The organism is Nocardioides panacis, assembly GCF_019039255.1.
Classification (GTDB): Bacteria; Actinomycetota; Actinomycetes; order Propionibacteriales; family Nocardioidaceae; genus Nocardioides_B; species Nocardioides_B panacis.
On the sequence record NZ_CP077062.1, the window covers coordinates 4,131,039 to 4,150,716 of the forward strand.

Annotated in this window: 18 protein-coding genes and 1 pseudogene; 9 read left to right on the top strand and 10 right to left on the bottom strand. The window is 69.4% G+C overall.

The genetic code is table 11. The features are described from left to right. Positions 1 to 12: 12 nt before the first annotated feature. The 4 genes from KRR39_RS20250 to KRR39_RS20265 all read right to left on the bottom strand — a co-directional run bounded on the left by KRR39_RS20250 (position 13) and on the right by KRR39_RS20265 (position 3,963). A complete protein-coding gene (locus KRR39_RS20250; protein WP_216939211.1) occupies positions 13 to 867 on the bottom strand; it encodes an alpha/beta hydrolase family protein in 855 nt (284 codons plus the stop codon). Beyond that, on the bottom strand, positions 864 to 1,661 hold the full coding sequence (locus KRR39_RS20255) for a deoxyribonuclease IV (protein WP_216939212.1): 798 nt from the start codon (positions 1,659 to 1,661) through the stop codon (positions 864 to 866). Before KRR39_RS20255 ends, KRR39_RS20250 begins: the two co-directional genes overlap by 4 nt. A gap of 10 nt (positions 1,662 to 1,671) precedes the next feature. Continuing rightward, complete coding sequence (locus KRR39_RS20260; protein ID WP_216939213.1) at positions 1,672 to 3,366, bottom strand: AMP-binding protein; 1,695 nt, start codon at positions 3,364 to 3,366, stop codon at positions 1,672 to 1,674. Positions 3,367 to 3,465: 99 nt separating this feature from the next. After that, positions 3,466 to 3,963 carry a pyridoxamine 5'-phosphate oxidase family protein gene (locus KRR39_RS20265; protein ID WP_216939214.1) on the bottom strand — a complete coding sequence of 166 codons (498 nt, stop codon included), beginning with the start codon at positions 3,961 to 3,963 and terminating at the stop codon, positions 3,466 to 3,468. A 239-nt stretch (positions 3,964 to 4,202) separates the two neighbouring features. Between KRR39_RS20265 and rpsF the strand changes: the two genes are divergently transcribed. The 5 genes and pseudogenes from rpsF to KRR39_RS20290 all read left to right on the top strand — a co-directional run bounded on the left by rpsF (position 4,203) and on the right by KRR39_RS20290 (position 7,785). Further along, positions 4,203 to 4,493 carry a 30S ribosomal protein S6 gene (gene rpsF / locus KRR39_RS20270; protein WP_216939215.1) on the top strand — a complete coding sequence of 97 codons (291 nt, stop codon included), beginning with the start codon at positions 4,203 to 4,205 and terminating at the stop codon, positions 4,491 to 4,493. A gap of 30 nt (positions 4,494 to 4,523) precedes the next feature. Continuing rightward, positions 4,524 to 5,150, top strand: a complete 627-nt coding sequence (locus KRR39_RS20275; protein ID WP_216939216.1) for a single-stranded DNA-binding protein — start codon at positions 4,524 to 4,526, stop codon at positions 5,148 to 5,150. Positions 5,151 to 5,227: 77 nt separating this feature from the next. Then, a complete protein-coding gene (gene rpsR, locus KRR39_RS20280; RefSeq protein ID WP_187580252.1) occupies positions 5,228 to 5,464 on the top strand; it encodes a 30S ribosomal protein S18 in 237 nt (78 codons plus the stop codon). A gap of 15 nt (positions 5,465 to 5,479) precedes the next feature. Continuing rightward, positions 5,480 to 5,924, top strand: a pseudogene (gene rplI, locus KRR39_RS20285) (50S ribosomal protein L9). Positions 5,925 to 6,141: 217 nt separating this feature from the next. Then, on the top strand, positions 6,142 to 7,785 hold the full coding sequence (locus KRR39_RS20290) for a phospholipase D-like domain-containing protein (protein ID WP_216939217.1): 1,644 nt from the start codon (positions 6,142 to 6,144) through the stop codon (positions 7,783 to 7,785). Here the strand turns inward: KRR39_RS20290 and KRR39_RS20295 are convergent. After that, positions 7,782 to 8,309, bottom strand: coding sequence for a hypothetical protein (locus KRR39_RS20295; protein WP_216939218.1), 528 nt, complete (start codon positions 8,307 to 8,309; stop codon positions 7,782 to 7,784). The two genes, KRR39_RS20290 and KRR39_RS20295, sit on opposite strands and share 4 nt — an antisense overlap. Positions 8,310 to 8,529: 220 nt before the next feature. Between KRR39_RS20295 and KRR39_RS20300 the strand changes: the two genes are divergently transcribed. Both KRR39_RS20300 and KRR39_RS20305 read left to right on the top strand, forming a co-directional pair. After that, a complete protein-coding gene (locus tag KRR39_RS20300) occupies positions 8,530 to 9,618 on the top strand; it encodes a phospholipase D-like domain-containing protein (protein WP_216939219.1) in 1,089 nt (362 codons plus the stop codon). Next, positions 9,575 to 9,925, top strand: coding sequence for a hypothetical protein (locus tag KRR39_RS20305; RefSeq protein ID WP_216939220.1), 351 nt, complete (start codon positions 9,575 to 9,577; stop codon positions 9,923 to 9,925). The genes KRR39_RS20300 and KRR39_RS20305 overlap by 44 nt, the downstream gene beginning before the upstream one ends. Positions 9,926 to 10,302: 377 nt before the next feature. Here KRR39_RS20305 and KRR39_RS20310 read toward each other — a convergent pair whose 3' ends face one another. Next, on the bottom strand, positions 10,303 to 11,640 hold the full coding sequence (locus KRR39_RS20310; protein WP_254185295.1) for an MATE family efflux transporter: 1,338 nt from the start codon (positions 11,638 to 11,640) through the stop codon (positions 10,303 to 10,305). A gap of 545 nt (positions 11,641 to 12,185) precedes the next feature. Between KRR39_RS20310 and dnaB the strand changes: the two genes are divergently transcribed. Next, positions 12,186 to 13,571: a replicative DNA helicase gene (dnaB, locus tag KRR39_RS20315; protein WP_216942874.1), complete on the top strand. Its 1,386-nt coding sequence runs from the start codon at positions 12,186 to 12,188 to the stop codon at positions 13,569 to 13,571. Positions 13,572 to 15,403: 1,832 nt separating this feature from the next. Further along, positions 15,404 to 15,847, top strand: coding sequence for a helix-turn-helix domain-containing protein (locus KRR39_RS26360; protein WP_367303691.1), 444 nt, complete (start codon positions 15,404 to 15,406; stop codon positions 15,845 to 15,847). A gap of 518 nt (positions 15,848 to 16,365) precedes the next feature. Here the strand turns inward: KRR39_RS26360 and KRR39_RS20325 are convergent. The 4 genes from KRR39_RS20325 to KRR39_RS20340 all read right to left on the bottom strand — a co-directional run bounded on the left by KRR39_RS20325 (position 16,366) and on the right by KRR39_RS20340 (position 19,669). Further along, a complete protein-coding gene (locus KRR39_RS20325; protein WP_216939222.1) occupies positions 16,366 to 17,061 on the bottom strand; it encodes a helix-turn-helix domain-containing protein in 696 nt (231 codons plus the stop codon). Next, entirely contained in the window at positions 17,058 to 17,960 is a 903-nt protein-coding gene (locus KRR39_RS20330; RefSeq protein ID WP_216939223.1) for a V-type proton ATPase subunit F family protein, read from the bottom strand. Before KRR39_RS20330 ends, KRR39_RS20325 begins: the two co-directional genes overlap by 4 nt. 286 nt (positions 17,961 to 18,246) lie before the next feature. Next, on the bottom strand, positions 18,247 to 19,044 hold the full coding sequence (locus tag KRR39_RS20335) for an AAA family ATPase (RefSeq protein ID WP_216939224.1): 798 nt from the start codon (positions 19,042 to 19,044) through the stop codon (positions 18,247 to 18,249). 43 nt (positions 19,045 to 19,087) lie between these two features. Beyond that, positions 19,088 to 19,669, bottom strand: coding sequence for a Mu transposase C-terminal domain-containing protein (locus KRR39_RS20340; protein ID WP_216943001.1), 582 nt, complete (start codon positions 19,667 to 19,669; stop codon positions 19,088 to 19,090). Between the last annotated feature and the right edge of the window lie 9 nt (positions 19,670 to 19,678).

Genomic DNA, 19,678 nt, shown 5'->3' on the forward strand with positions numbered 1-19,678 from the left:
AGGGTAACGGGCCTACCGGGACAGGCCGGCGAGCACCTCGACGGTCCGCTTCCAGGCCGGTGTGCGCGGGTCGATCAGCGAGAAGTGGTCGCCGGGCACCTCGACGAGCGCGGCGTCGTCGCCCGCCGCGCGGGCCGCCGCGACGTACGCCCGGCTCTGGGAGATCGGCACTGTGGAGTCGTCGGTGCCGTGCACGCAGCGGATCGGCAGCCCCAGCGGCAGCCGCTCGATCGGGTCGGCCAGCCGGTAGCGGCCGGGGACCCGGCCCGGCAGGCCACCCACGATCCCGGGTACGGCGGTCCCGCCGAGGCCCGTGTCCGCGGCCGTGCGCAGGTCGAGCACGCCGGCCTGCGGGACCGTCGCGGTGACCCGGACCCGGGGCCGCCCGCCGGGCAGCCCGGTCCCGCGGCGGGACGCGGCCCAGGCGGCGAGGTGACCGCCCGCCGAGTGGCCGAGCGTGACGACCCGGGCGGGGTCGACGTCGAGCCGGTCGACGTGGTCGACGGCCGCGGCGACGTCGGCGTAGGTGGTCGGCCAGCCGCCGCCGTCCCCGAGCCGGCGGTACTCGATGTTCCAGGCCGCCCAGCCCCGGTCGGCGAGGTCCGCGGAGATCGCCGCGCCGAGGTCGAGGCCGAAGCCGCTCTGCCAGAACCCGCCGTGCACCACCACCACGGTCCCGCGACCGGGCTCGCCGTCGGGCAGGTAGAGGTCGCCGAACTGGTCCCGGCCGGTGCCGTAGTGGTGCCGGACCGGTTTCGGGGCGGAGCTCGCCGGCTCCGGCGGGGGCGAGGAGCAGGCCGCGAGGAGGGCGGCACCGGCCGCGCCGAGGACGGACCGGCGGGTGGCCCGCGGGCGGGCCAGCGTCACAGGCGCTCGCGCAGGAAGGCGAAGTCGGCCTTGTGCTCGTCGGGTCCACCGGGCGTCTCGCACACCACCGGGGCGCCGGCGTCGCGGACGACCGCGGCCAGCTCGTCGGGGGCGATCCGGCCCTGCCCGAAGTTGGTGTGCCGGTCGGCGCCGGAGTCGAACTCGTCGCGGCTGTCGTTGCAGTGCACGAGCGAGATTGGGCCGGTGATCGCGACCAGGTCGGCGACCACCGCGGACAGGTCGTTGCCGCCGGCGTGCGCGTGGCAGGTGTCCAGGCAGAACCCGACCTGCTCGAAGCCCTCGGCGGTCGAGATGGCGTCCCAGACCCGGCCGATCCGGTCCAGCGACCGGGTCATCGCGTTGTCGCCGCCGGCGGTGTTCTCGATCAGCAGCGGCAGCTTCAGGTCGGTGGCCTCGACGGCCTTGCGCCAGTTGTCGAACCCCTTCTCCGGGTCGTCGGCCTTGTTCACGTGGCCGCCGTGCACGATCAGCCCCTTGGCGCCGATCGTGGCCGCGGCGTCGACGTGCTGCTGGAGCAGCTTGCGGCTCGGGATCCGGATCCGGTTGTTCGTGGTGGCGACGTTCACGATGTAGGGCGCGTGCACGTAGAGGTCGACCCCCGCGGCCTCGGCGTCCGCGCGCAGGGCGTCGGCCCCGCCGGCGTACGCGACCTCCGGGCCCTGGTAGCCCTGCGGGTCGCCGAGGAAGAACTGCACCAGGTCGGCGCCGCGGGACTTCGCCTCGGCGATCGGGTCGTTCTGGGCGACGTGCGCACCGATTCTCAAGCCAGCCATGTCCCTCACCCTACGACCGGCCGGGGACACCCCGCTGCGCCGCGGGTCCGCCGTAGAGCCGGTCGATCACGTCGGCGTACTTCGCCGCGATCGGCCGGCGCCGCAGCTTCAGGGTCGGGGTCAGCTCGTCGCCGCCCGGCTCCCAGAACGACGCCAGCACCTCGAACTCCTTGACCTGCTCGACCCGGGACAGCCGGGCGTTGCCCGCGGCGATCCCGGCCGCCACCGCCGCCCGGAGGCCGGGGTCCTGCGCCAGGACCGCGGGTTCCGGCGCCAGACCGTGCCCGGCGGCGTACGCCGCGGCGGCGTCCGGGTCGAGCGCCACCAGCGCGACGTTGTAGGGCCGACCGTCGCCGACCACGGTGATCGCCGCGGCCAGCGGGCAGCCCACCTTGAGGGTGCTCTCGATGTTCGCCGGGGACATGTTCTTGCCGCCCGCGCTGATGATGATCTCCTTCTTGCGGTCCACGATCGTGACGTAGCCGTCCGCGTCGACGCAAGCCACGTCCCCGGTGTGCAGCCAGCCCTCGGCGTCGATCGCCTCGGCGGTCCGCTCCGGGTCGCCGCGGTAGCCCGAGGTGAGGTACGGCGCGCGCACCAGCAGCTCGCCGTCGTCGAGGAGCCGCGTCTCGAGTCCGGGCAGGGGCAGCCCGACCGTGCCGACGCGGGGACGGTCCGGCGGGTTGAGCAGGCCGGCGCCGGTGACCTCCGACATGCCCCACAGCTCGACCAGCGGGACGTCGAGGCCGGTGAAGAAGTCCAGCGTCTCGGGGGCGACGGCCGCGGCGCCGGACCACGCCCAGCGGCACCGGTCGAGCCCGATCGCGGCGCGGAGCTGTCCGCGCAGCGCCTCCGGGGCCGAGGCCGGGTCGAGCCCGGGGACCTGCGCCTCCAGCGCGGCCTTGAGCTTCTCCCAGACCCGGGGGACCGCGAACCAGATCGTCGGACGGGTGTCCACGAGGGCAGCCCCGATGGTCCGGGCGTCGGCGACGTAGGTGACCTGGACCCCGAGGACGGCCCCGAAGTACTGCGTGGTCACCCGGTCCGCGATGTGCGCCGACGGCAGGAACGAGGTGATCCGGTCCCCGTCCCGGACGCCGACCACCCCGGTGATCGCGCGCACCTGCTCCAGGACGTGCCGGTGGGTGGTCTGCACGCCCTTCGGAGGACCGGTGGTGCCGGAGGTGTAGATCAACGTCGCCAGGTCGTCCGGCCCGACGGCCCGCCAGGCCGCGTCGAAGTCGAAGCCGTCCTCGTCGGCCGCCTCGAGCGCGGCCAGGGTCAGCGTGCCGGGCCGCTCGGCGTCGACGCACACCACGTGGTCCAGGTCCGCGCCGGCGGCGGACACGACGTCGAGGGTCGCGGACTCGCAGACCACCACCCGGTTGCCGGCGTTGCCGAACAGGTGGGCGACCTGCTCGGCCGACGAGGTGTTGTAGACGGAGAACGGCGCGGCCCCCAGGTGCATCCCCGCGGCGTCGACGAGCGCGAACTCGGGGCGGTTGGCCAGCATCAGGCCCACCGTGTCGCCGCGCCGGATGCCGAGGCCGTGCAGGCCGGCGGCGATCCGGCGCACCCGGGCGCCGTACTCCCGCCAGGTCAGCGTGACCGCGTCCCCCGGCGTGCGCAGCGCGACCGCGTCCGGGTCACGAGCGACGGTGCGCTGGAAGGCCGCGCAGAGGGTGGCAGGGAGGTCGGTGGGCATGCGTCACCTCGCGGGAGGGCCGGTCGGTCGCTGGGAGCCTGCCACCCGGACCGCGAGGTCCACCAGACCCGCGCGGGTCATCCCGCCCGCGGGGACGCCTCAGCCGAGGTCGACGGTCTCGTTGTCGCCCTCGAAGCGCTTGCCGGTCAACTTGGCCTTCACCAGGTTCGCCACCTGGGTGACCTTGCTGCCGGGGCTGTCCCAGTACTCCGCCGAGTGCGCGTCGACCATGATCAGCACGTTGTTCGGGTTCTCCGGTCCGCCCTCCATCCAGGCGTCGGTGAAGGTGTTCCACAGCTCCTCGAGCTTGGCGTGGTCGTCGACGACGGACGCGGTCCCGGACACCGACACCCACGAGCTGCTGTCGGAGTAGGCGACGTTCACCTCCGGACGGGCCTCGATGTTGCGGACCTTCTCCGAGGCGCGCTCCGCGATGAACCAGACGTCGCCGTCGAACTCGACGTCCTGCGTGGCCATCGGCTTGCTGACCAGGCGGCCGTCGGGACCGACGCTGGTGAGCATCGCGAGACGGGTCTTCCGGATCAGGTCGTGCACCTTGGTCTGCTGGTCGCTGGTCTGCTCGGGTGTGTTCGTCATGCCCCCCGGTACCGCGGCCGGCGCCCGCTCATGCTCCTGTGGACGACGATTTCCGCGGGGTGTCCGCCGCTGATATCGTGACGCAGTCGATCGGTCCGTCCCCCGCGTCCAGAGTGGGTGTGGCGAGCGGTCGGCACGCCGCACTCCTCCCAGCAGCACCGGGGGTCGTACGGCGTACGCAAGCCCTCCTGCCACGGAAACGCCGTGGCCGCCTGAGTCCGAAGGAGGTGGAGACTGCTTTGCGTGCCTACGAAGTAATGGTCATCCTCGATCCCGACCTCGAAGAGCGAACGGTCGCCCCGTCGCTCGACACGTACCTCAACGTCGTCCGTCAGGACGGCGGGACGATCGAGAACGTCGACGTCTGGGGACGTCGTCGTCTCGCCTACGAGATCGACAAGAAGCCCGAGGGCATCTACGCCGTCGTCAAGCTGAACGCCGAGCCGGCCACGGTCAAGGAGCTCGACCGCCAACTGGGTCTGAACGAGTCCGTCATGCGCACGAAGGTCCTCCGACCCGACATCCGCTGACCGCCACCGACTACCGACTGGAGGCCTGACATGGCAGGCGACACCCCGATCACCGTGGTGGGCAACCTCACCGCCGACCCCGAGCTCCGCTTCACCCCTTCGGGTGCCGCGGTGGCGAACTTCACCGTGGCCTCGACGCCGCGGACGTTCGACCGGCAGACCAACGAGTGGAAGGACCAGGACACCCTGTTCCTGAACTGCTCGGTCTGGCGGCAGGCGGCCGAGAACGCGGCCGAGTCGCTGACCCGCGGCATGCGGGTCATCGTCCAGGGACGTCTGAAGGCCCGCAGCTACGAGACCCGCGAGGGCGAGAAGCGCACGGTCTTCGAGATCGACGTCGAGGAGGTCGGCCCCAGCCTGCGCAGCGCGACGGCCAAGGTCGCCAAGACCAGCCGCTCCGGCGGCGGCCAGGGCTTCCAGTCCGGTGGCGGCGACGACCCGTGGGCCAGCAACCAGGGCAGCCAGGGGGGGCGGCCAGGCGGCTGCTCCGGCCGGCGGCCAGGGCGGCGGCTCGTGGGGCGGCAACCAGGGCGGCGGCTCGGGCTACTCGGGCGGCTCCACCGGCGGCACCCAGGGCGGCCAGTCCGACCCCTGGGCGACACCGGGCGGCGGCTCGGGCTCCAGCGAAGAGCCCCCGTTCTGACCACCCACGGGTGAGCATCCCGCTCACTCCCGCACCACCATCCCTCTGACCATTCCGGCGCACGCCGGGCTCTACGAAAGGGAGCACCACAATGGCCAAGCCAGTACTCCGCAAGCCGAAGAAGAAGGTTTGCCAGTTCTGCAAGGAGAAGGTGTCCTACGTCGACTACAAGGACACCACCCTCCTGCGCAAGTTCATCTCCGACCGCGGCAAGATCCGCGCTCGTCGGGTGACCGGCAACTGCGTGCAGCACCAGCGCGACGTTGCCATCGCGGTCAAGAACGCCCGCGAGGTCGCTCTCCTGCCCTACACGTCCACCGCTCGCTGAGGAGGCTGAGTACACATGAAGCTCATCCTGACCCAGGAGGTCGGCGGCCTCGGTGCCCCCCGGCGACATCGTCGAGGTGAAGGACGGCTACGGCCGTAACTTCCTGATCCCGCGGGGCTTCGGCATCCGCTGGACCAAGGGCGGCGAGCGCACCGTCGACTCCATCAAGGCCGCACGCTCCAGTCGCGAGGTCCGCGACCTCGACCACGCCAAGGAGATCAAGGCCAAGCTCGAGGCGTCGACCGTGCAGCTGCCGGTCCGCGCCGGCGAGGGTGGCCGGCTCTTCGGCGCCGTCACCGTCAGCGACATCGCCGCGGCGATCACCGAGGCGGGCGCACCCGTCGACAAGCGCAAGATCATCGTCGGCAACCCGATCAAGTCCCTGGGCACGCACCAGGTGACCGTGAAGGTGCACGACGAGCTCGACGCGCTCGTCAACCTGAACGTCGTCGCCGGCTGACCCGCCGAGCCTCGTTCATCGAGGAGGCGACGAGCGGTACAGACCGCTCGTCGCCTCCTCGGCTTTATACCGGGGCGTGTGCGCAACACCTCTTTACCTTTTCGGGTGTTGTTCTGCGAGTCCCCGACCCCCCGTGTTGTCATGGGCTGCTGACGATCCGGTCAGCTGTGGGAAGCCGCGGCAGTGCGCTGCCCGGCTCGTCTTCGGGAGTTCTCTGGTGCGTTCGCTGCTTCGCCTGCTGGTCCTGCTCGGGGTGCTGCTCAGCTCCACCGCCGTCGCCCCGATGGCCTGGGCCGACCCGACGACGCCGGTCGCACCGACCGCGGTCGTGGACACCGGGCCGGCCAACCCGACGACGTCGCCCGCGAGTGCCCCGGTGTTCAGCACGTTCACCTTCCACGCCGACAACCCGGCGGCGACCTTCGAGTGCCGGATCACCGGCCCCGGCCGGACCAACGTGTTCGGCCCCTGCCCGGGCGGGGTGGCCGGCCGCGCGACGTACACCAACCTCAAGGGCGGCAGCTACGTCTTCACCGTGCGCGCGGTCCTCGGCACGCTGGTCGGCCCGCAGACCGCCGACTACGCCTGGCAGGTCCTGGACTGCTCGCTGGTCTCGACGCTGTGCCCGGTGTTCGCCCCCGACCACTACACGGTGCCGGCCGGCGCGACCTTCAACGACCCGACCGGCAACCTGGTCGCGCAGCGCCGCAACCTGACCCACGTGATCCGCACGATCAGGTCGATGCCGGGCTACAAGGTGCCGACCCAGGCCGCCTGCGACCCGAAGGTCTACCCCTCGACGATCCGGATCTCGCTGTACTCCGCGACCGACATGACGTTCGCCCGGGCGCTGGTCGCCGCGGCCCGGCGCTGCATCAGCGTGCAGATCCTGATGAACAACCACCTCGGCCCGGTCAACACCCCGTCGATCCGCTACCTCCAGCACTACCTCGGCCCGAAGGTCAGCGACAGCACCGGCGTGCGCCGCACGTTCGCGCACCGCTGCAACTTCGGCTGCCGCGGCGGCGGCGTGCTGCACGCGAAGTTCTACCTGTTCGACACCGCGCTGGCCGCGCCCGGTGGCCAGAACATCGCGCACACGGTGATGGTCGGCTCCTCGAACATGACCTCGAACGCGTCCGGCGTGCAGTGGAACGATCTCTACACGGTGCGCGGCGACGCGAGCCTGTACAGCCAGTACCTCTCGATGTTCGCGCGGATGGAGCGCGACCGCGACCAGCAGCGCACGTTCACCTTCACCGCCGGGGCCTACCAGACCACCTTCACCCCGCTGACCCCGAACTCCACCGACCCGACGATGGCGGCCCTGCAGTCGATCCACTGCACCGGCGCCAAGGGTGGCACCGGCATCGGCGGCCGGACGGTCGTCTACATCAACATGCACGCGTGGTTCGGGGTCCGCGGCTACGCGTTCGCCAACCGGGTCCGCCAGCTCTACGACAGCGGCTGCTACGTCAAGGTGCTCTACAGCTTCATGAGCTTCAGCGTCTACAAGAAGCTGTCCAGCGCGGTCGGCCCGCGGATGTCGGTGCGCCGGACGATCTTCTCCAAGCACGGCGGCATCAACGCGACGCTCTACAGCCACTTCAAGAACATCTCGGTGTCCGGGGTGGTCGGCAGCAACCACGCCGCGTACGTCGTCTGGACCGGCTCGAACAACTTCACCAACGACGGCGTGAAGTTCGACGAGGTGACCATGCGGATCGCGTCGCGGGCGGCCTACGAGCAGTACCGCGCCCAGTTCCTCTACATCACCAAGCGCCGGACCTCGGGGGTCTACGCGTCCTTCGCCGAGCCGATCGGCGGCGGCCGGGCGATCCACGCCCCGGCCGGGGGCTAGCCGGCCGGCGCCGGCTCGGGGGTGCGGCTCCAGGTGCGACGCGAGACGGCGAACGTGTAGGAGACCAGCGCGACGTTGGCGAGCACCGCGACGACGGCCACCGGCGCGGCCAGCGCGTCGACCCTGCCGCCGTACACCAGCACGGGGCCGAGCGCCACGGCGACGAACACCCAGCGGAGCAGGCCGAAGCGGCCCGCCTCCTTGGCGCCGGCCCGGTCGGCCAGCGTGCACAGCGAGCCGCACAGCACGACGCAGAACGCGGTCTGCGGCAGGCTGGCGCCCCACTGGCCGCTGGCCGCGAGCCGCTCGTCGAGCGCCGGCAGCACGAGGGGGACGGCGACCAGGCCGGCCAGCACCGCGAGGGTCAGCGCCGTGCCGCCGAGGGGGAGCGTGCGGCGCAGCGGCAGCAGCCCGGCGACGACCAGGCCCCAGCCGACCGGGTCGGCGAGCGCGTCGTACCCGGCGAAGCGGGCGCTGAGGAACACGATGACCAGGCCCATCGCGACCTTCTGCAGGGGTGTCACAGGGTGAGCCTACGAGTGCCGGTCACCGGCGGGGCGTAAGGTTCCGTCGGCGCCACCGGATGGTTGGCGTGTCCAGATGTCGGCTCGCCGGCAGCAGGATCCAGCCGATCACCTGACACAATCCGGGGTCGGGTGTTTCCATCGTTCTTTTACTGCTGATTTCGGGGTGTTCGCGGGGGCAGCCTCCGAACTCGACAGGGGGTTTCTCTCCATGCGTGGTGTGTCCAGGTTCGTCGTCTCGATGGCGGTCGCGGCAGCGGCCGTGCTCACGGTGCCGGCGGTGTCCGCCGACGCGACGCCCGCCGCCGCCTCGGTGCGGTCCGGGGTGGTCGCCGCGAAGCGCGCCGTCACCCCGGTCCCGGGTCAGCCGGCGACGTACAAGAAGTTCTCCCCGGTGCACTACTCGCCGCCGGCCGGCCCGCGGTTCAACAACCCCTACGGCTCCCAGTCGGCCCGGCGCAACCTGCTGACCCACGTGATCCGTGCGGTCAAGAGCGCGCCCGGCTACCGCATCCCCAAGGGCATCGACCCGGCGACCGGCAAGCAGGCGGCCTGCCCGACGAACCCGGCTGAGTACCCCTCCGAGATCAAGATCGCGCTGTACTCCATCGCGGACCAGTCGTTCGTCGACGCGATGATCGACGCGACCCGCCGCTGCGTCAGCGTCAAGCTGCTGATGAACTCCCACCTCAACGTCGACAACTCGCCGTCCTGGCGGCGGCTGGTCAACGGCGTCGGCGCCAAGACGAAGGCGTTCACCAACCAGCGCAGCTACGTCTACCGGTGCAGCAACGGCTGCCTCGGCACGACCGTGCTGCACACGAAGTTCTACCTGTTCTCGCAGGCGGGGTCCGCCACGGACACCGTGATGGTCGGCTCGAACAACATGACCAGCAACGCGGTCCGGGTGCAGTGGAACGACCTGTTCACGGTCAACGGCAACACCGCGCTGTACGACGAGTACACCGCGATGTGGAACAAGATGGCGCCGGACCACAGCAGCAACGGTCCGCGGATCTTCGAGGCCGGCCCGTACACCTCGACGTTCTACCCCTACCGCCAGGCCAACAAGAGCAACGACAAGACGCTCAACGCGCTGAACACGATCCGCTGCACCGGCGCGACCGGCGGCGCCGGGTACCACGGGCACACGGTCGTCTACATCGCGATGCACGCCTGGCACGGCAGCCGCGGGCTCTACCTCGCCCAGCGGGTCCGGCAGCTCTACAACAACGGCTGCTACGTCCGGATCCTCTACAGCTTCCATGGGCCACGGCACCTACACGGTGCTCACCCGTGGCACCAATAGCCGGATGATCGCCCGCCGGGTGCTGTTCCCCGGACCGAGCGGGCTGGTCGCGGCGAAGTACTCGCACATGAAGATGTTCGCGGCGTCCGGCAACGTCGGCGGCGACACGTCCAACTGGGTCACCTGGACCGGCTCGAACAACTGGGCCGACCGCAGCATCAAGGCCGACGAGGTCACCCTGCGGATCCCGTCGAGGTCGGTCTACAACGCGTACGTCGACCACTGGAACTTCATGCGGGCCCGGCGCTCCTCGAGCGTCTGGGCGATCTACGAGGAGCCGGGCGGCGGCGGCCGCGCCCCCGACTGACCGGCAGCCCCGCCCCGCAGCACCCGGACGGCCCTCGCGCGAGAGAGACACCTCTCGCCCGGGGGCCGTCCCGTGTTTCACGGGAAACCACGCCGCCACCCGGCGCCTCTGGTGGCGGGAAGCCCGCCGACCCGGCGCCTCTGGCGGCGGAAGGCCCGCCGATCCGGCGCCTCTGGCGGCGGGAAGCCCGCCGACCCGGCGCCTCTGGCGGTGATCCGTGTGCCGACCAGCGACATCCGCGCCCGCGGCCTGGCCGATCTGACAGGGATCGCGTCGCCACACACCAAAGTCGCCGGGTCAGCGGCTCTCCCGCCGCCAGAGTCGCCGGGTCAGCGGCTCTCCCGCCGCCAGAGTCGCCGGGTCGGGTTCCGCCGGTCTCAGCCGCCGGTGACCATCCAGGCGGTGCCGCGGGCCCGGTGCAGCAGCACCACGGCCCGGCTGCCGATGAACCCGACCCCGAAGGCCGCCCACAGCCAGGTCAGCCCGGCGCCGGGTCCCGACCCGAGGTGCCCGGCGAGCAGGGCCAGCGGCGCGAACACCGCGAGGACCGCGATCCCGCCCCAGGCCAGGTAGCGGCCGTCCCCGGCGCCGATCAGCACGCCGTCCAGCACGAACACCACCCCGGCGACCGGCTGGAACACCGCGGCCACGAGCAGCACCGGCCAGAGCAGGTCGCGGACCGCGGGGTCGGTGGTGAACAGCCCGCCGAGCAGCGGCGCCGCGGCCGCGAGCAGCACCCCGGTGATCACGCCGGACCCGACGCCCCACTGCACCATCCTGCGGGTGATCGCCCGGGTGCCCTCGCGGTCGCCCGCCCCGAGGGAGCGGCCGGTGAGCGCCTGGGCGGCGATGGCGATCGCGTCCAGGGCGAAGGCCAGGAACGTCCAGAGGGTCAGCGCGAGCTGGTGGGTGGCCACCGAGGCGGCCCCGAGCGACGCCGCGACGTACGTCGTGACCAGCAGCGACGCGCGCAGGGTCAGCGTGCGGACCACCAGCGCGACGCCCGCGTGCGCCGCCCGGCGCACCCCGGCCAGGTCCGGACGCAGCGGTGCGCCCTCCCGCCGGGCGGCGCGGACCACCACGGCGAGCAGCGCGGCGGCGGACCCGAGCTGGGCCAGGTCGGTGCCGATCGCGGAGCCGGCGATGCCGAGGTCGAGGCCGAAGACCAGGACCAGGTTCAGCACGATGTTCAGCAGGTTGCCGACCACGGCGACGACCAGCGGGGTCCGGGTGTCCTGCAGCCCGCGCAGCACCCCGGTCGCGGCCAGCATCACCAGCAGCGGCACGACCCCGAGGAACGCCAGCCGCAGGTACGTCGTGGCCGGTACGTCGACCGCGGGACCGGCCCCGAACAGCCCGACCAGCCGGCCGGCCAGCAGCACCCCCGCGACCGTCGTGACGGTGCCGATCAGCACCGCCAGCCAGACCCCGTCGACACCCTGGGCCAGGGCCCCCCGCACGTCCCCGGAGCCGACCCGGCGGGCCACCGACGCAGTGGTGCCGTAGGCCAGGAAGACGCACAGCCCGACCGCGGTCTGCAGCACCGCGCCGGCGACGCCGAGCCCGGCGAGCTCCGGGGTGCCGAGGTGGCCGACGATGGCGGCGTCGGCCAGCAGGAACATCGGCTCGGCGACCAGCGCGAGGAACGCCGGCACCGCCAGCCGGAGGATCTCCCGGTCGTACGCGCGCCGGGCGGCCGGGTCGGAGGTCTGCACCGGGCCAGCCTACGGGCGGTAAGACTCACATGCCATGGTTGATCGTGACAGGACTACCCCGGTAATGGCTGTGTGTAACTAGTCCAATCTTGGGGATCACGGTCGGCGCCAGGAGCTTTGTCGACATGGAGACAGCAGAACGTCCGGGGGGTGGAAGGTGAACGGAATCTTTCGGAGCCTTTCTCCGGTGCACAGGCGTCACAGGTCGTTCCTGCAGGTCAGAGGCCGTTTTACGGCCAAGACGGAAAAGTTCTCCACAGGTCGGTGAACAGGCTGTGCACATGTCGCCGGGCGTGTTCCACACGGTGCGGGGGGTTATCCACATAGCCCTGTGGACAGTGGGCTTTGTCCGGTGCGTCCGGACCCGTAGCGTCAGCCACCGCAGTCCGCAGCAGGGGATCGTCGGAGCGGCTGCACGAAACCGTCGGCGCGGGCTGGAAGAGTCTCGAGAGTCGTCACGAGAAGGGCATCGCACCGGTGAGCCGAGCATGAGCATCGCGTCGTCCAGCAGTGGGTACGCCCACGACACCGAGCCGTCGTTCGCGATGGACGGGCCCTGGTCCGCCCCCGCCGACCCGGGCTTCGGCGGCGGCGGCGGTGGCGGTGGCCGCGGCGGGGACCGCACCCCGCCCCAGGACAACGACGCCGAGCAGAGCGTGCTGGGCTCGATGCTGCTGTCCAAGGACGCCATCGCCGACGTCATCGAGTCGGTGCGCGGCACGGACTTCTACCGCCCCGTGCACGAGACGATCTTCGACGCGATGGTCGACCTCTACGGCCGCGGCGAGCCGGTCGACCCGATCACCACGACCGCCGAGCTGCAGCGTCGCGGCGAGCTGGCCCGGATCGGCGGTGCGCCGTACCTCCACACGCTGTCGGCCAGCGTGCCGATCGCGGCGAACGCCGCCTACTACGCCGAGATCGTCCGGGAGAAGGCGATCCTGCGCCGCCTCGTCGACGCCGGCACCCGGATCGCGCAGATGGGCTACGCCGGGGAGGGCCAGGTCGACGAGGTCGTCGACCGGGCCCAGGCCGAGGTCTACGGCGTGGCGGAGAAGCGGTCCTCGGAGGACTACGCACCGCTGAGCGAGATCATGGAGTCCGCGCTCGACGAGATCGAGGCGATCAACAACCGCGACGGGGCGATGGTCGGCGTGCCGACCGGCTTCGCGGACCTCGACGAGCTGACCAACGGCCTGCACGGCGGGCAGATGATCATCGTCGCGGCGCGTCCCGCGATGGGCAAGTCCACCCTCGGGCTGGACTTCTGCCGCGCGGCGGCCATCCACAACAACATGGCCAGCGTGATCTTCTCTCTGGAGATGACCCGCAACGAGATCACCATGCGGCTGCTCTCGGCCGAGGCGAAGATCCCGCTCAACCACCTGCGCAACGGCAACATGAACGACGACGACTGGACCCGGCTGGCCCGCAAGATGGGCGAGGTCTCCTCCGCGCCGCTGTTCATCGACGACTCGCCGAACATGACGATGATGGAGATCCGGGCCAAGGCCCGCCGGCTCAAGCAGCGCCACGACCTGCGGCTGATCGTCATCGACTACCTCCAGCTGATGACCTCCGGCAAGAAGGTCGAGTCCCGTCAGCTCGAGGTCTCGGAGTTCTCCCGGCAGATCAAGCTGCTGGCCAAGGAGCTCGAGATCCCGGTCGTGGCCCTCTCGCAGCTCAACCGTGGCGCCGAGCAGCGCGCCGACAAGCGCCCGATGGTGTCCGACCTGCGTGAGTCGGGCTCGATCGAGCAGGACGCCGACATGGTGATCCTGCTGCACCGCGAGGACGTGTACGAGCGCGAGTCCACCCGTCCCGGCGAGGCCGACATCATCGTGGCCAAGCACCGCAACGGTCCGACCCGCGACCTGACCGTGGCGTTCCAGGGCCACTACTCCCGCTTCGTGGACATGGCCCACGGCTGACGGTCCGCGTGTAGGGCGACATCGGACTGTCACCGGTGCGACAGCAACTGCCACCACGAAACGACAGCAACTGTCACCGCCTGCGACATGAAAGCGTCACCACTCATTGTGGATAACTGACAGGTCGGGTCACCAGTGACAGCGCGTGTCACTTATCCACAACCTAGTCGAGGCAGTTGAGCGCGACGCTCGCTCCTGCGATTCTGCTGCGCGTGAGCGACCCGAAGGCATGGGACCCCGACTGGATCACCGCCCGAACCGCCAGTCGGATCCTGGGCGTTGGTCGAAGCGGGCTGCACCGTTTTCCTTGTTCAAACCAGGTGTTGCACCGAGATCTGTTGTGCGCTGTTCTGCCGGAGAGGAACATCCACGAGGCGCGGAGCCGGAGCGCGATGCGGGGCTGCGAGGCAGGAGCGAGGCGGGCCGCCTGCCTAACACGGCCCACACCGCCGGGTTCGGGCCACCGGCCTAGGGTGGCCCGTCCCCGTTAGGTTGAGTATGGCGTCGACCGGGAGGGGATCTCCAGGGTCGCCGGTGGTCCGCTTGGGCTGCTCCATTAGCGGCGCGTTGCGTGCCAGATCGGTGGACCATGTCTGGAGCCTTTGGGCGCGTACGCGAACGTGAAGTTGCGTGTCGCCTACGCGGTGTTGTCGGGCTCCGCTCAGCGGTCAAGTGTGCGGCGCAGTGGTACGACAACCAACTGAAGTAGAGCGGCCCCCAAACGGCGGGAGCGGTTCGCGTTGTGGCTCTACCGGTGAAGGTCCGTGGTCCAACCGCCACCGTCGGCCTCGCGGGCCGCCTCGGTGAGGACGGACCGGAAACGGTTTGGAAAGTCCTGGATGTAGGGGGAGAGTTCCGGGGTTCCAGGCAGCGAGGTCGGCGAGCACGTCTTCCGCACTTGACGCCTGGTGACGTGCAGTGAACTGTGACGCCGCAGCGGAGTCCTGCGAGTTGATGAATTGCCAACTCTTGAGGACCGCGCTCTCGCCGATCTTGGCTTGCACGACGGTGAGGTTGTGCGGGGTGACTGGGTAGCCGCATCGACTGAGGATGTCGGCACAGTAGTCATCAGGGAACGGGGGCGGGGTGAGGGTGAACGAACCGTCGGGGATCGTCCCGGTCGAAGACAGGCTGGGATCGAATCCCTTGAGGGTGCCGATGATCGGCATCGCTTGTAGGCGAGCGTCCCCGGAGCCAAGAGGGATGAGTGCGATCTTAACGCCCGCCTGGTCGGTCCAGTAAAGCGCGAAGATCGGATGACTGTCGACGTCAAGACAACACACAGCCGTGTCGGGTGCCGGGCCCGCGCCGAGCCAACTCACGCCCGCTTCAGAGACCAGTGGCATGTCGGGGTATGGACGCTGCTGGTAAGTGCCAACCGCGTCTTCCAATGCTCCAAGGGCATCATCGACAGCCAGGTCGGAACGAAGGCTGCGACCCGAGCCCAGCGTCTGCGGACGAGACGGGGTCGGGGCCGTCTTGCGCGAGAACAATCCCATGGGATCTCCGTTTCAAGATCGGGTGGAGAAATAGGGTCGGTGGGGCCCAAGAGCCAGCCGGATGCCTCCAGGTGCAGGAACGAACTAAGCAGCCTCAGGGCAGTCGGCTAGGTGCGGCCCTTGCCGTTGCACGAGGGACAGACTTTCTTGGTCCGGCAGGTTGGGCAGGCACCACCGATGATGCCGCCGAGTTTGCCGCTGCCATCGCAGCGGGGACAGCGCCCCTTGCCCCGACAGGTCGGACAGATTGCCACGATCATTCCCCCTTCGAGAGCGTCCCCACGCAGTCGTGCCGGGGCGGGTAGCGCCCGACCATCGCAGGCTAACGCGTAGATGTCACCGCTCGGAAGACTCTGTCTCAACCTTTCCACGAGCCGCGCGTTGGGCTGTCACGTAGCCCGGGGTCAGGCGGGGCTCAGCGGGCACGGAGGCGCTGGCACCGCCGTCGCATCACGCCCAGACTCGCGAGGGAAAGGCTGGTCGAGGAGGGCACCGTCCTCCGGGCGGACCGGCGGTCCTCGCAGCGACCGGCCCTCGCGGCGATACTCCCTGACCCAGATCGAAGCCATCGCTGCCGGGCGCGCCGAATGGATCAGCAGCGAAGAGGTGGCGCGCGTCCTTGGCGTGAGCAGGACGCGTGTCAACCAACTGGCCCGCGCCGACTTGATTCCTTTCGAGACTGACATCCGAGGCATCCGCCGGTACCGCCGCAGCCAGGTGGAAGTCGTCGCCAACGCCCGCATGGTCCGATGGCACCACCAGGATCAGCAGGCTTAGCCCACCAGTGACCGGACTACGGATCCGCGCACGCAAACCACTGGATCTGCCGATGCGCTGACGTTCCGGGAACGCATGTCACCATGCTGCAAAGCGATGACCTAGCGCTGGACGTCTCGGGGTTGCCTGCGAGCGGCATTGTCGCGCTGTCGACGGGTACGTTCTGAGGGATCGGCACGAGTGGTACGTCGCAAGTGATGGAGGCGGACGATGTTTGGGAGATTGCTGCGCGGGTTGCGCGGCTCGGGTGACTCGGGCGGCGCGACCAAGAGCCGGACGCTGTACAACTGGCACTGCGAGTGTGGTGCGCACTCTCGCGGCGGCGACCCGTTCCACAGCGACGCTGAGTACAACGCCCAACGGCACCAATGGGGCAAGGGCGTCGACCATCCCTTGCCTGAGGTTTATTCGACTGTGGAGCAGGTCCCTGCGGATTGGCCTTGATCTGACGCGCGGCGACAACCCCACCGGATCTGCCGCCATCCGGCGGTACGACCATTCGGACGCGTGGATGCCCCCTAGGCGTGTGGGTCGCCGAAAGTCACGGCGTCGGCGATGTGGGGGTCTTCGCGTTCGCCCGTGAGGATGCCGTGGTTGATAAGCGCGCCGGTGATGAAGCGGCGACGGGTGGTGTTGGAGCCAGAGACGTCGGTCCATGGTCGCCCCTGCATGAGGGCGTAGATGGCTTGGTAGTGCTCGATGGTGAGTCCCTTGTTGGACGTGCTGACCTCGTTGAGCGATTGGCGTGTGGCGGCGTGGTTGTGGAGGGGAACGATGCTTGCTTCGCCGTGGGAGCGGTTAAGGCGGAGTCCGGCGGGACGTAGCCGTCGGTCGGCCTCCTTGTAGGCGGTGGTGAGCCGGTCCAGGTTCCAGTCCAGTGCGTCACATAGTTCGCTGTTGAGCGTGGGGGTGTTCCCTCGGTCGTAAATGGCGCTGATGACCGTCGCGAAGTCTTCGGCGGTCTCGCCTCCGGGTGGCTGTTGGCCTGGGTCTGGGTCGGGCTGGTCGGGTGCGGCGATGAGGGCCTGTAGGGGTAGCCCGAGGTGGTCGGCGAGTCGGGTGAGGGTGGCGACTCGGAGGTCTCCGGGGTCTTCTTCGCCGTCGAGGAGGCGGGTGAGTGTGTTGATGGACATGTCGCTGCGGTAGGCGAGTTCGCTGACGAGCATGCCGGTGTCGTTGAGGGCATGTCGGATGAGGTGGTGGTTGAAGGTCATGTCAGGTCCCTAATCTGGATGCCGAGCCGGTAGAGGGCACGGTCGTAGTGAGTTTTGTGGTCGTTGGAAAGGTTCTTGCCGTCGATGGGCAGGCCCAGGTCACGTCGCGCGTCGGTGAGGATCTCTTGGTGTTGCCGGACGCCGGGTAGGTCGAGGAACAGGTCGGACGGTTTGGCGCTCTCTTGGCGGCGGCGTTCGAGTTGAGCGTCCAGGTACGGCCTGGCGAGGTTCGGAATCGGGTGTCCGCAGACCTGTCCGGTAGCCAGGACCTGGGTGATGTCGTTTATGGTCACGGCACGGATCGTGTCGGTAGGTAGGCCGAGCAGGTAGAGGGCCACTACGGCGGCCCGCTCGGGTCGGATGTATGCCCTGAGTGAGTGCCAGTGGTGCTCGGTTGGCCTTGGCGGTTGGATCGCAGTCAAGGTGCCGAGCATCCGGTCGGGGTGGGCTTGCATGAGGTGGCCACGCGAGAAGAGTGCGCGTTGGGTGGCTCGGACGGCGACCAGGATCTCGGCGGTAGTGGTGGCGTTCCGGGCACGGTGTCCGAGCATGTCAAGGACTGCCTCTTCGTTTGGGGAGACGGACATGGCGGTGTCGAAGGTGTGTCGATAGTCGTCGTCGATGGCCTTGAACCGCTCGGGGTCGTTCTGGCGGTGACAGCGGTCGCGGAAGATCAAGAAGTCGACCTGCGGGAGGTGGTCCATTCCGTATCGGGGTTCGTCGTTCGACTTGGCTTTCGGGAGCAATGAATGGGTCGTACAGAACTCGTTCCAGGGGAGTGCCGCGACGTGGAGCCCGTAGCGTGAGAGGGCGCTGAGGGTTGTGCCCCCGTGCCCGGGTTCGCTGACGAGTACGACCGTGTCAAGGGTGGGCGCGAGGTCCATGACGGTCCGGATCACCCAGGGACGGACACGATGCGCGTCTGGAATCACGGCGGTGTGGATGCCGTGGGACGCGACCCAGATGGGCAGGTATTGCTTGTGTTCTTGTTCCCGGATGGAGCGAGTGCCGATGAGGTCGACCCTCTTCCGATTTGCAGGAGGACTCGGATGGCAAGGCCGCCGGGTGACTTCCCCTCGTAGTCGGCTAGGTGCAGGAGCACGGAGTGGTGGGTGGGAGCGAAGCGTCCGGACAATCCCTCGGAGGGGATGACGTTGGACGGCGCTTCGGTGAGCAGCAAGGTAGTCATGCTGCGGCCCCACCGTGAAGGATCCGCGCGATCCGTTCGGCGTCCTTGGCTGTTAGCGGCTGCGCTTTTCCGCTGGTAGGCGTGGCGGTGAGGTAGTCGATGTGGATGGCGATGTTCTCCCAGCCGCCGATGCTCGCTCCGGCCAGGCGATTGTTCATGCGGTGAATGAGTTCTCGCTTAGTGACGGCGAGGCGAGGGTGCATGGTGGACGCGATGAGTACGGCGGTCTCGTCGCTGAGCGCCTCATCGAAGTGAACCCAGCGGCGGATGCGGCGGCGAACCTCGGTCGCGCTTTCGATGGCGGGTTCAACGTCGCAGCCGACGAGGAGCATGGGGAACCGGCTGCCCCGGTTGACGACGCCGTCCCACAGGTAGCGCAGGTGCTGGACCCCACGTAGCCCAAGGTGGTGCGCTTCGTCAGCGATGATGCCGATGTCTCCGACAGAGAGCCGGTGGATGAGGCTGTTGAACATGTGGTCGGCGCTAGGGACGCGCTCGATGCGGAACACGGCCCGGTACACGACGCTGAGCAGGTCCTTGCGGTTTCCGTTCAGCGGCAGCGTGCAGTAGCGCCAGTCGCGGTGGGACTGGCGTGCCGCCCACGAAGCAGTGCTCGTCTTCCCAGCGCCTGACTGACCGTCGAAACAAGCGATGTCGGCCTCGTTGTCTGTGATGTTGAAGGCAAACAGGGCGTCCTCGACGGTCTCGGTGATAGCCCAGTTGGCGGGCATGGGCGGGAGCATCCCGAACGCGCTGAGCGCCTGCGGGTTGCCTGATGCGGGGTTGTTCGTCATCTTCTTCTCCTTGTGTGGGTTCTGCTGAAAACAGTGGGGTTGCTTAGAACCAGTCGTCGGTTCCGGTGCGGCGGGCAGTCATGACTTCCCGGTTCTCCGCGCGAATCTCGGCGGCGCGTTCCTCGGCCCGCTCCCGACGCTTCTTTGCGGCGGGCGTCTCGGCCTTGGCGCGCTTCTTGGAATTGGGCTTGGGTTGCGTCCGGGTGACGAAGTCGCTGTCGTCATCGATCTGGTCTCCGAGCGCTTCGTGCACGAGCGCCGCCTTGGAGGCCACTTCTTGTGCGGCGATGGCCTCCAGCGACGTGCTGAGGGTCTTGGTGGCAGCCCGACGGTCGGCGGCTTGGTCAGCGGCATCGGCGGGGTCGACATAGCGAGACCACGCCGCCTTGGTCACGTACTGACCGTCCGTGGTGTAGATCTCGACGTACTCGTAGCGGGCGGGAAGGAACCGGACGAGGACCTTCTTGCCTTCCAAGCGGGAGCGCCAGCGGTCGCTTTCGCTGTCGTCGGGGTCCGTACGTTCTCCGTCGAGGTGGTAGAACCGGCGATCCCACTGGACGCGGCCCTTCAGGACGGTGCGCTCGATCTGCTGAGTCATGGCAGCCCGAATGGCCTGCTCGTTCATCGGCTCGAT

Bases quoted from the DNA above. Each gene is read 5' to 3' on its own strand.
- KRR39_RS20255 (WP_216939212.1), bottom strand. From the start codon at position 1,661: ATGGCTGGCTTGAGAATCGGTGCGCACGTCGCCCAGAACGACCCGATC.
- KRR39_RS20260 (WP_216939213.1), bottom strand. From the start codon at position 3,366: ATGCCCACCGACCTCCCTGCCACCCTCTGCGCGGCCTTCCAGCGCACC.
- KRR39_RS20265 (WP_216939214.1), bottom strand. From the start codon at position 3,963: ATGACGAACACACCCGAGCAGACCAGCGACCAGCAGACCAAGGTGCAC.
- KRR39_RS20275 (WP_216939216.1), top strand. From the start codon at position 4,524: ATGGCAGGCGACACCCCGATCACCGTGGTGGGCAACCTCACCGCCGAC.
- rpsR (WP_187580252.1), top strand. From the start codon at position 5,228: ATGGCCAAGCCAGTACTCCGCAAGCCGAAGAAGAAGGTTTGCCAGTTC.
- KRR39_RS20305 (WP_216939220.1), top strand. From the start codon at position 9,575: ATGGGCCACGGCACCTACACGGTGCTCACCCGTGGCACCAATAGCCGG.
- dnaB (WP_216942874.1), top strand. From the start codon at position 12,186: ATGGACGGGCCCTGGTCCGCCCCCGCCGACCCGGGCTTCGGCGGCGGC.
- KRR39_RS26360 (WP_367303691.1), top strand. From the start codon at position 15,404: ATGTCACCGCTCGGAAGACTCTGTCTCAACCTTTCCACGAGCCGCGCG.
- KRR39_RS20325 (WP_216939222.1), bottom strand. From the start codon at position 17,061: ATGACCTTCAACCACCACCTCATCCGACATGCCCTCAACGACACCGGC.
- KRR39_RS20335 (WP_216939224.1), bottom strand. From the start codon at position 19,044: ATGACGAACAACCCCGCATCAGGCAACCCGCAGGCGCTCAGCGCGTTC.
- KRR39_RS20340 (WP_216943001.1), bottom strand. From the start codon at position 19,669: ATGAACGAGCAGGCCATTCGGGCTGCCATGACTCAGCAGATCGAGCGC.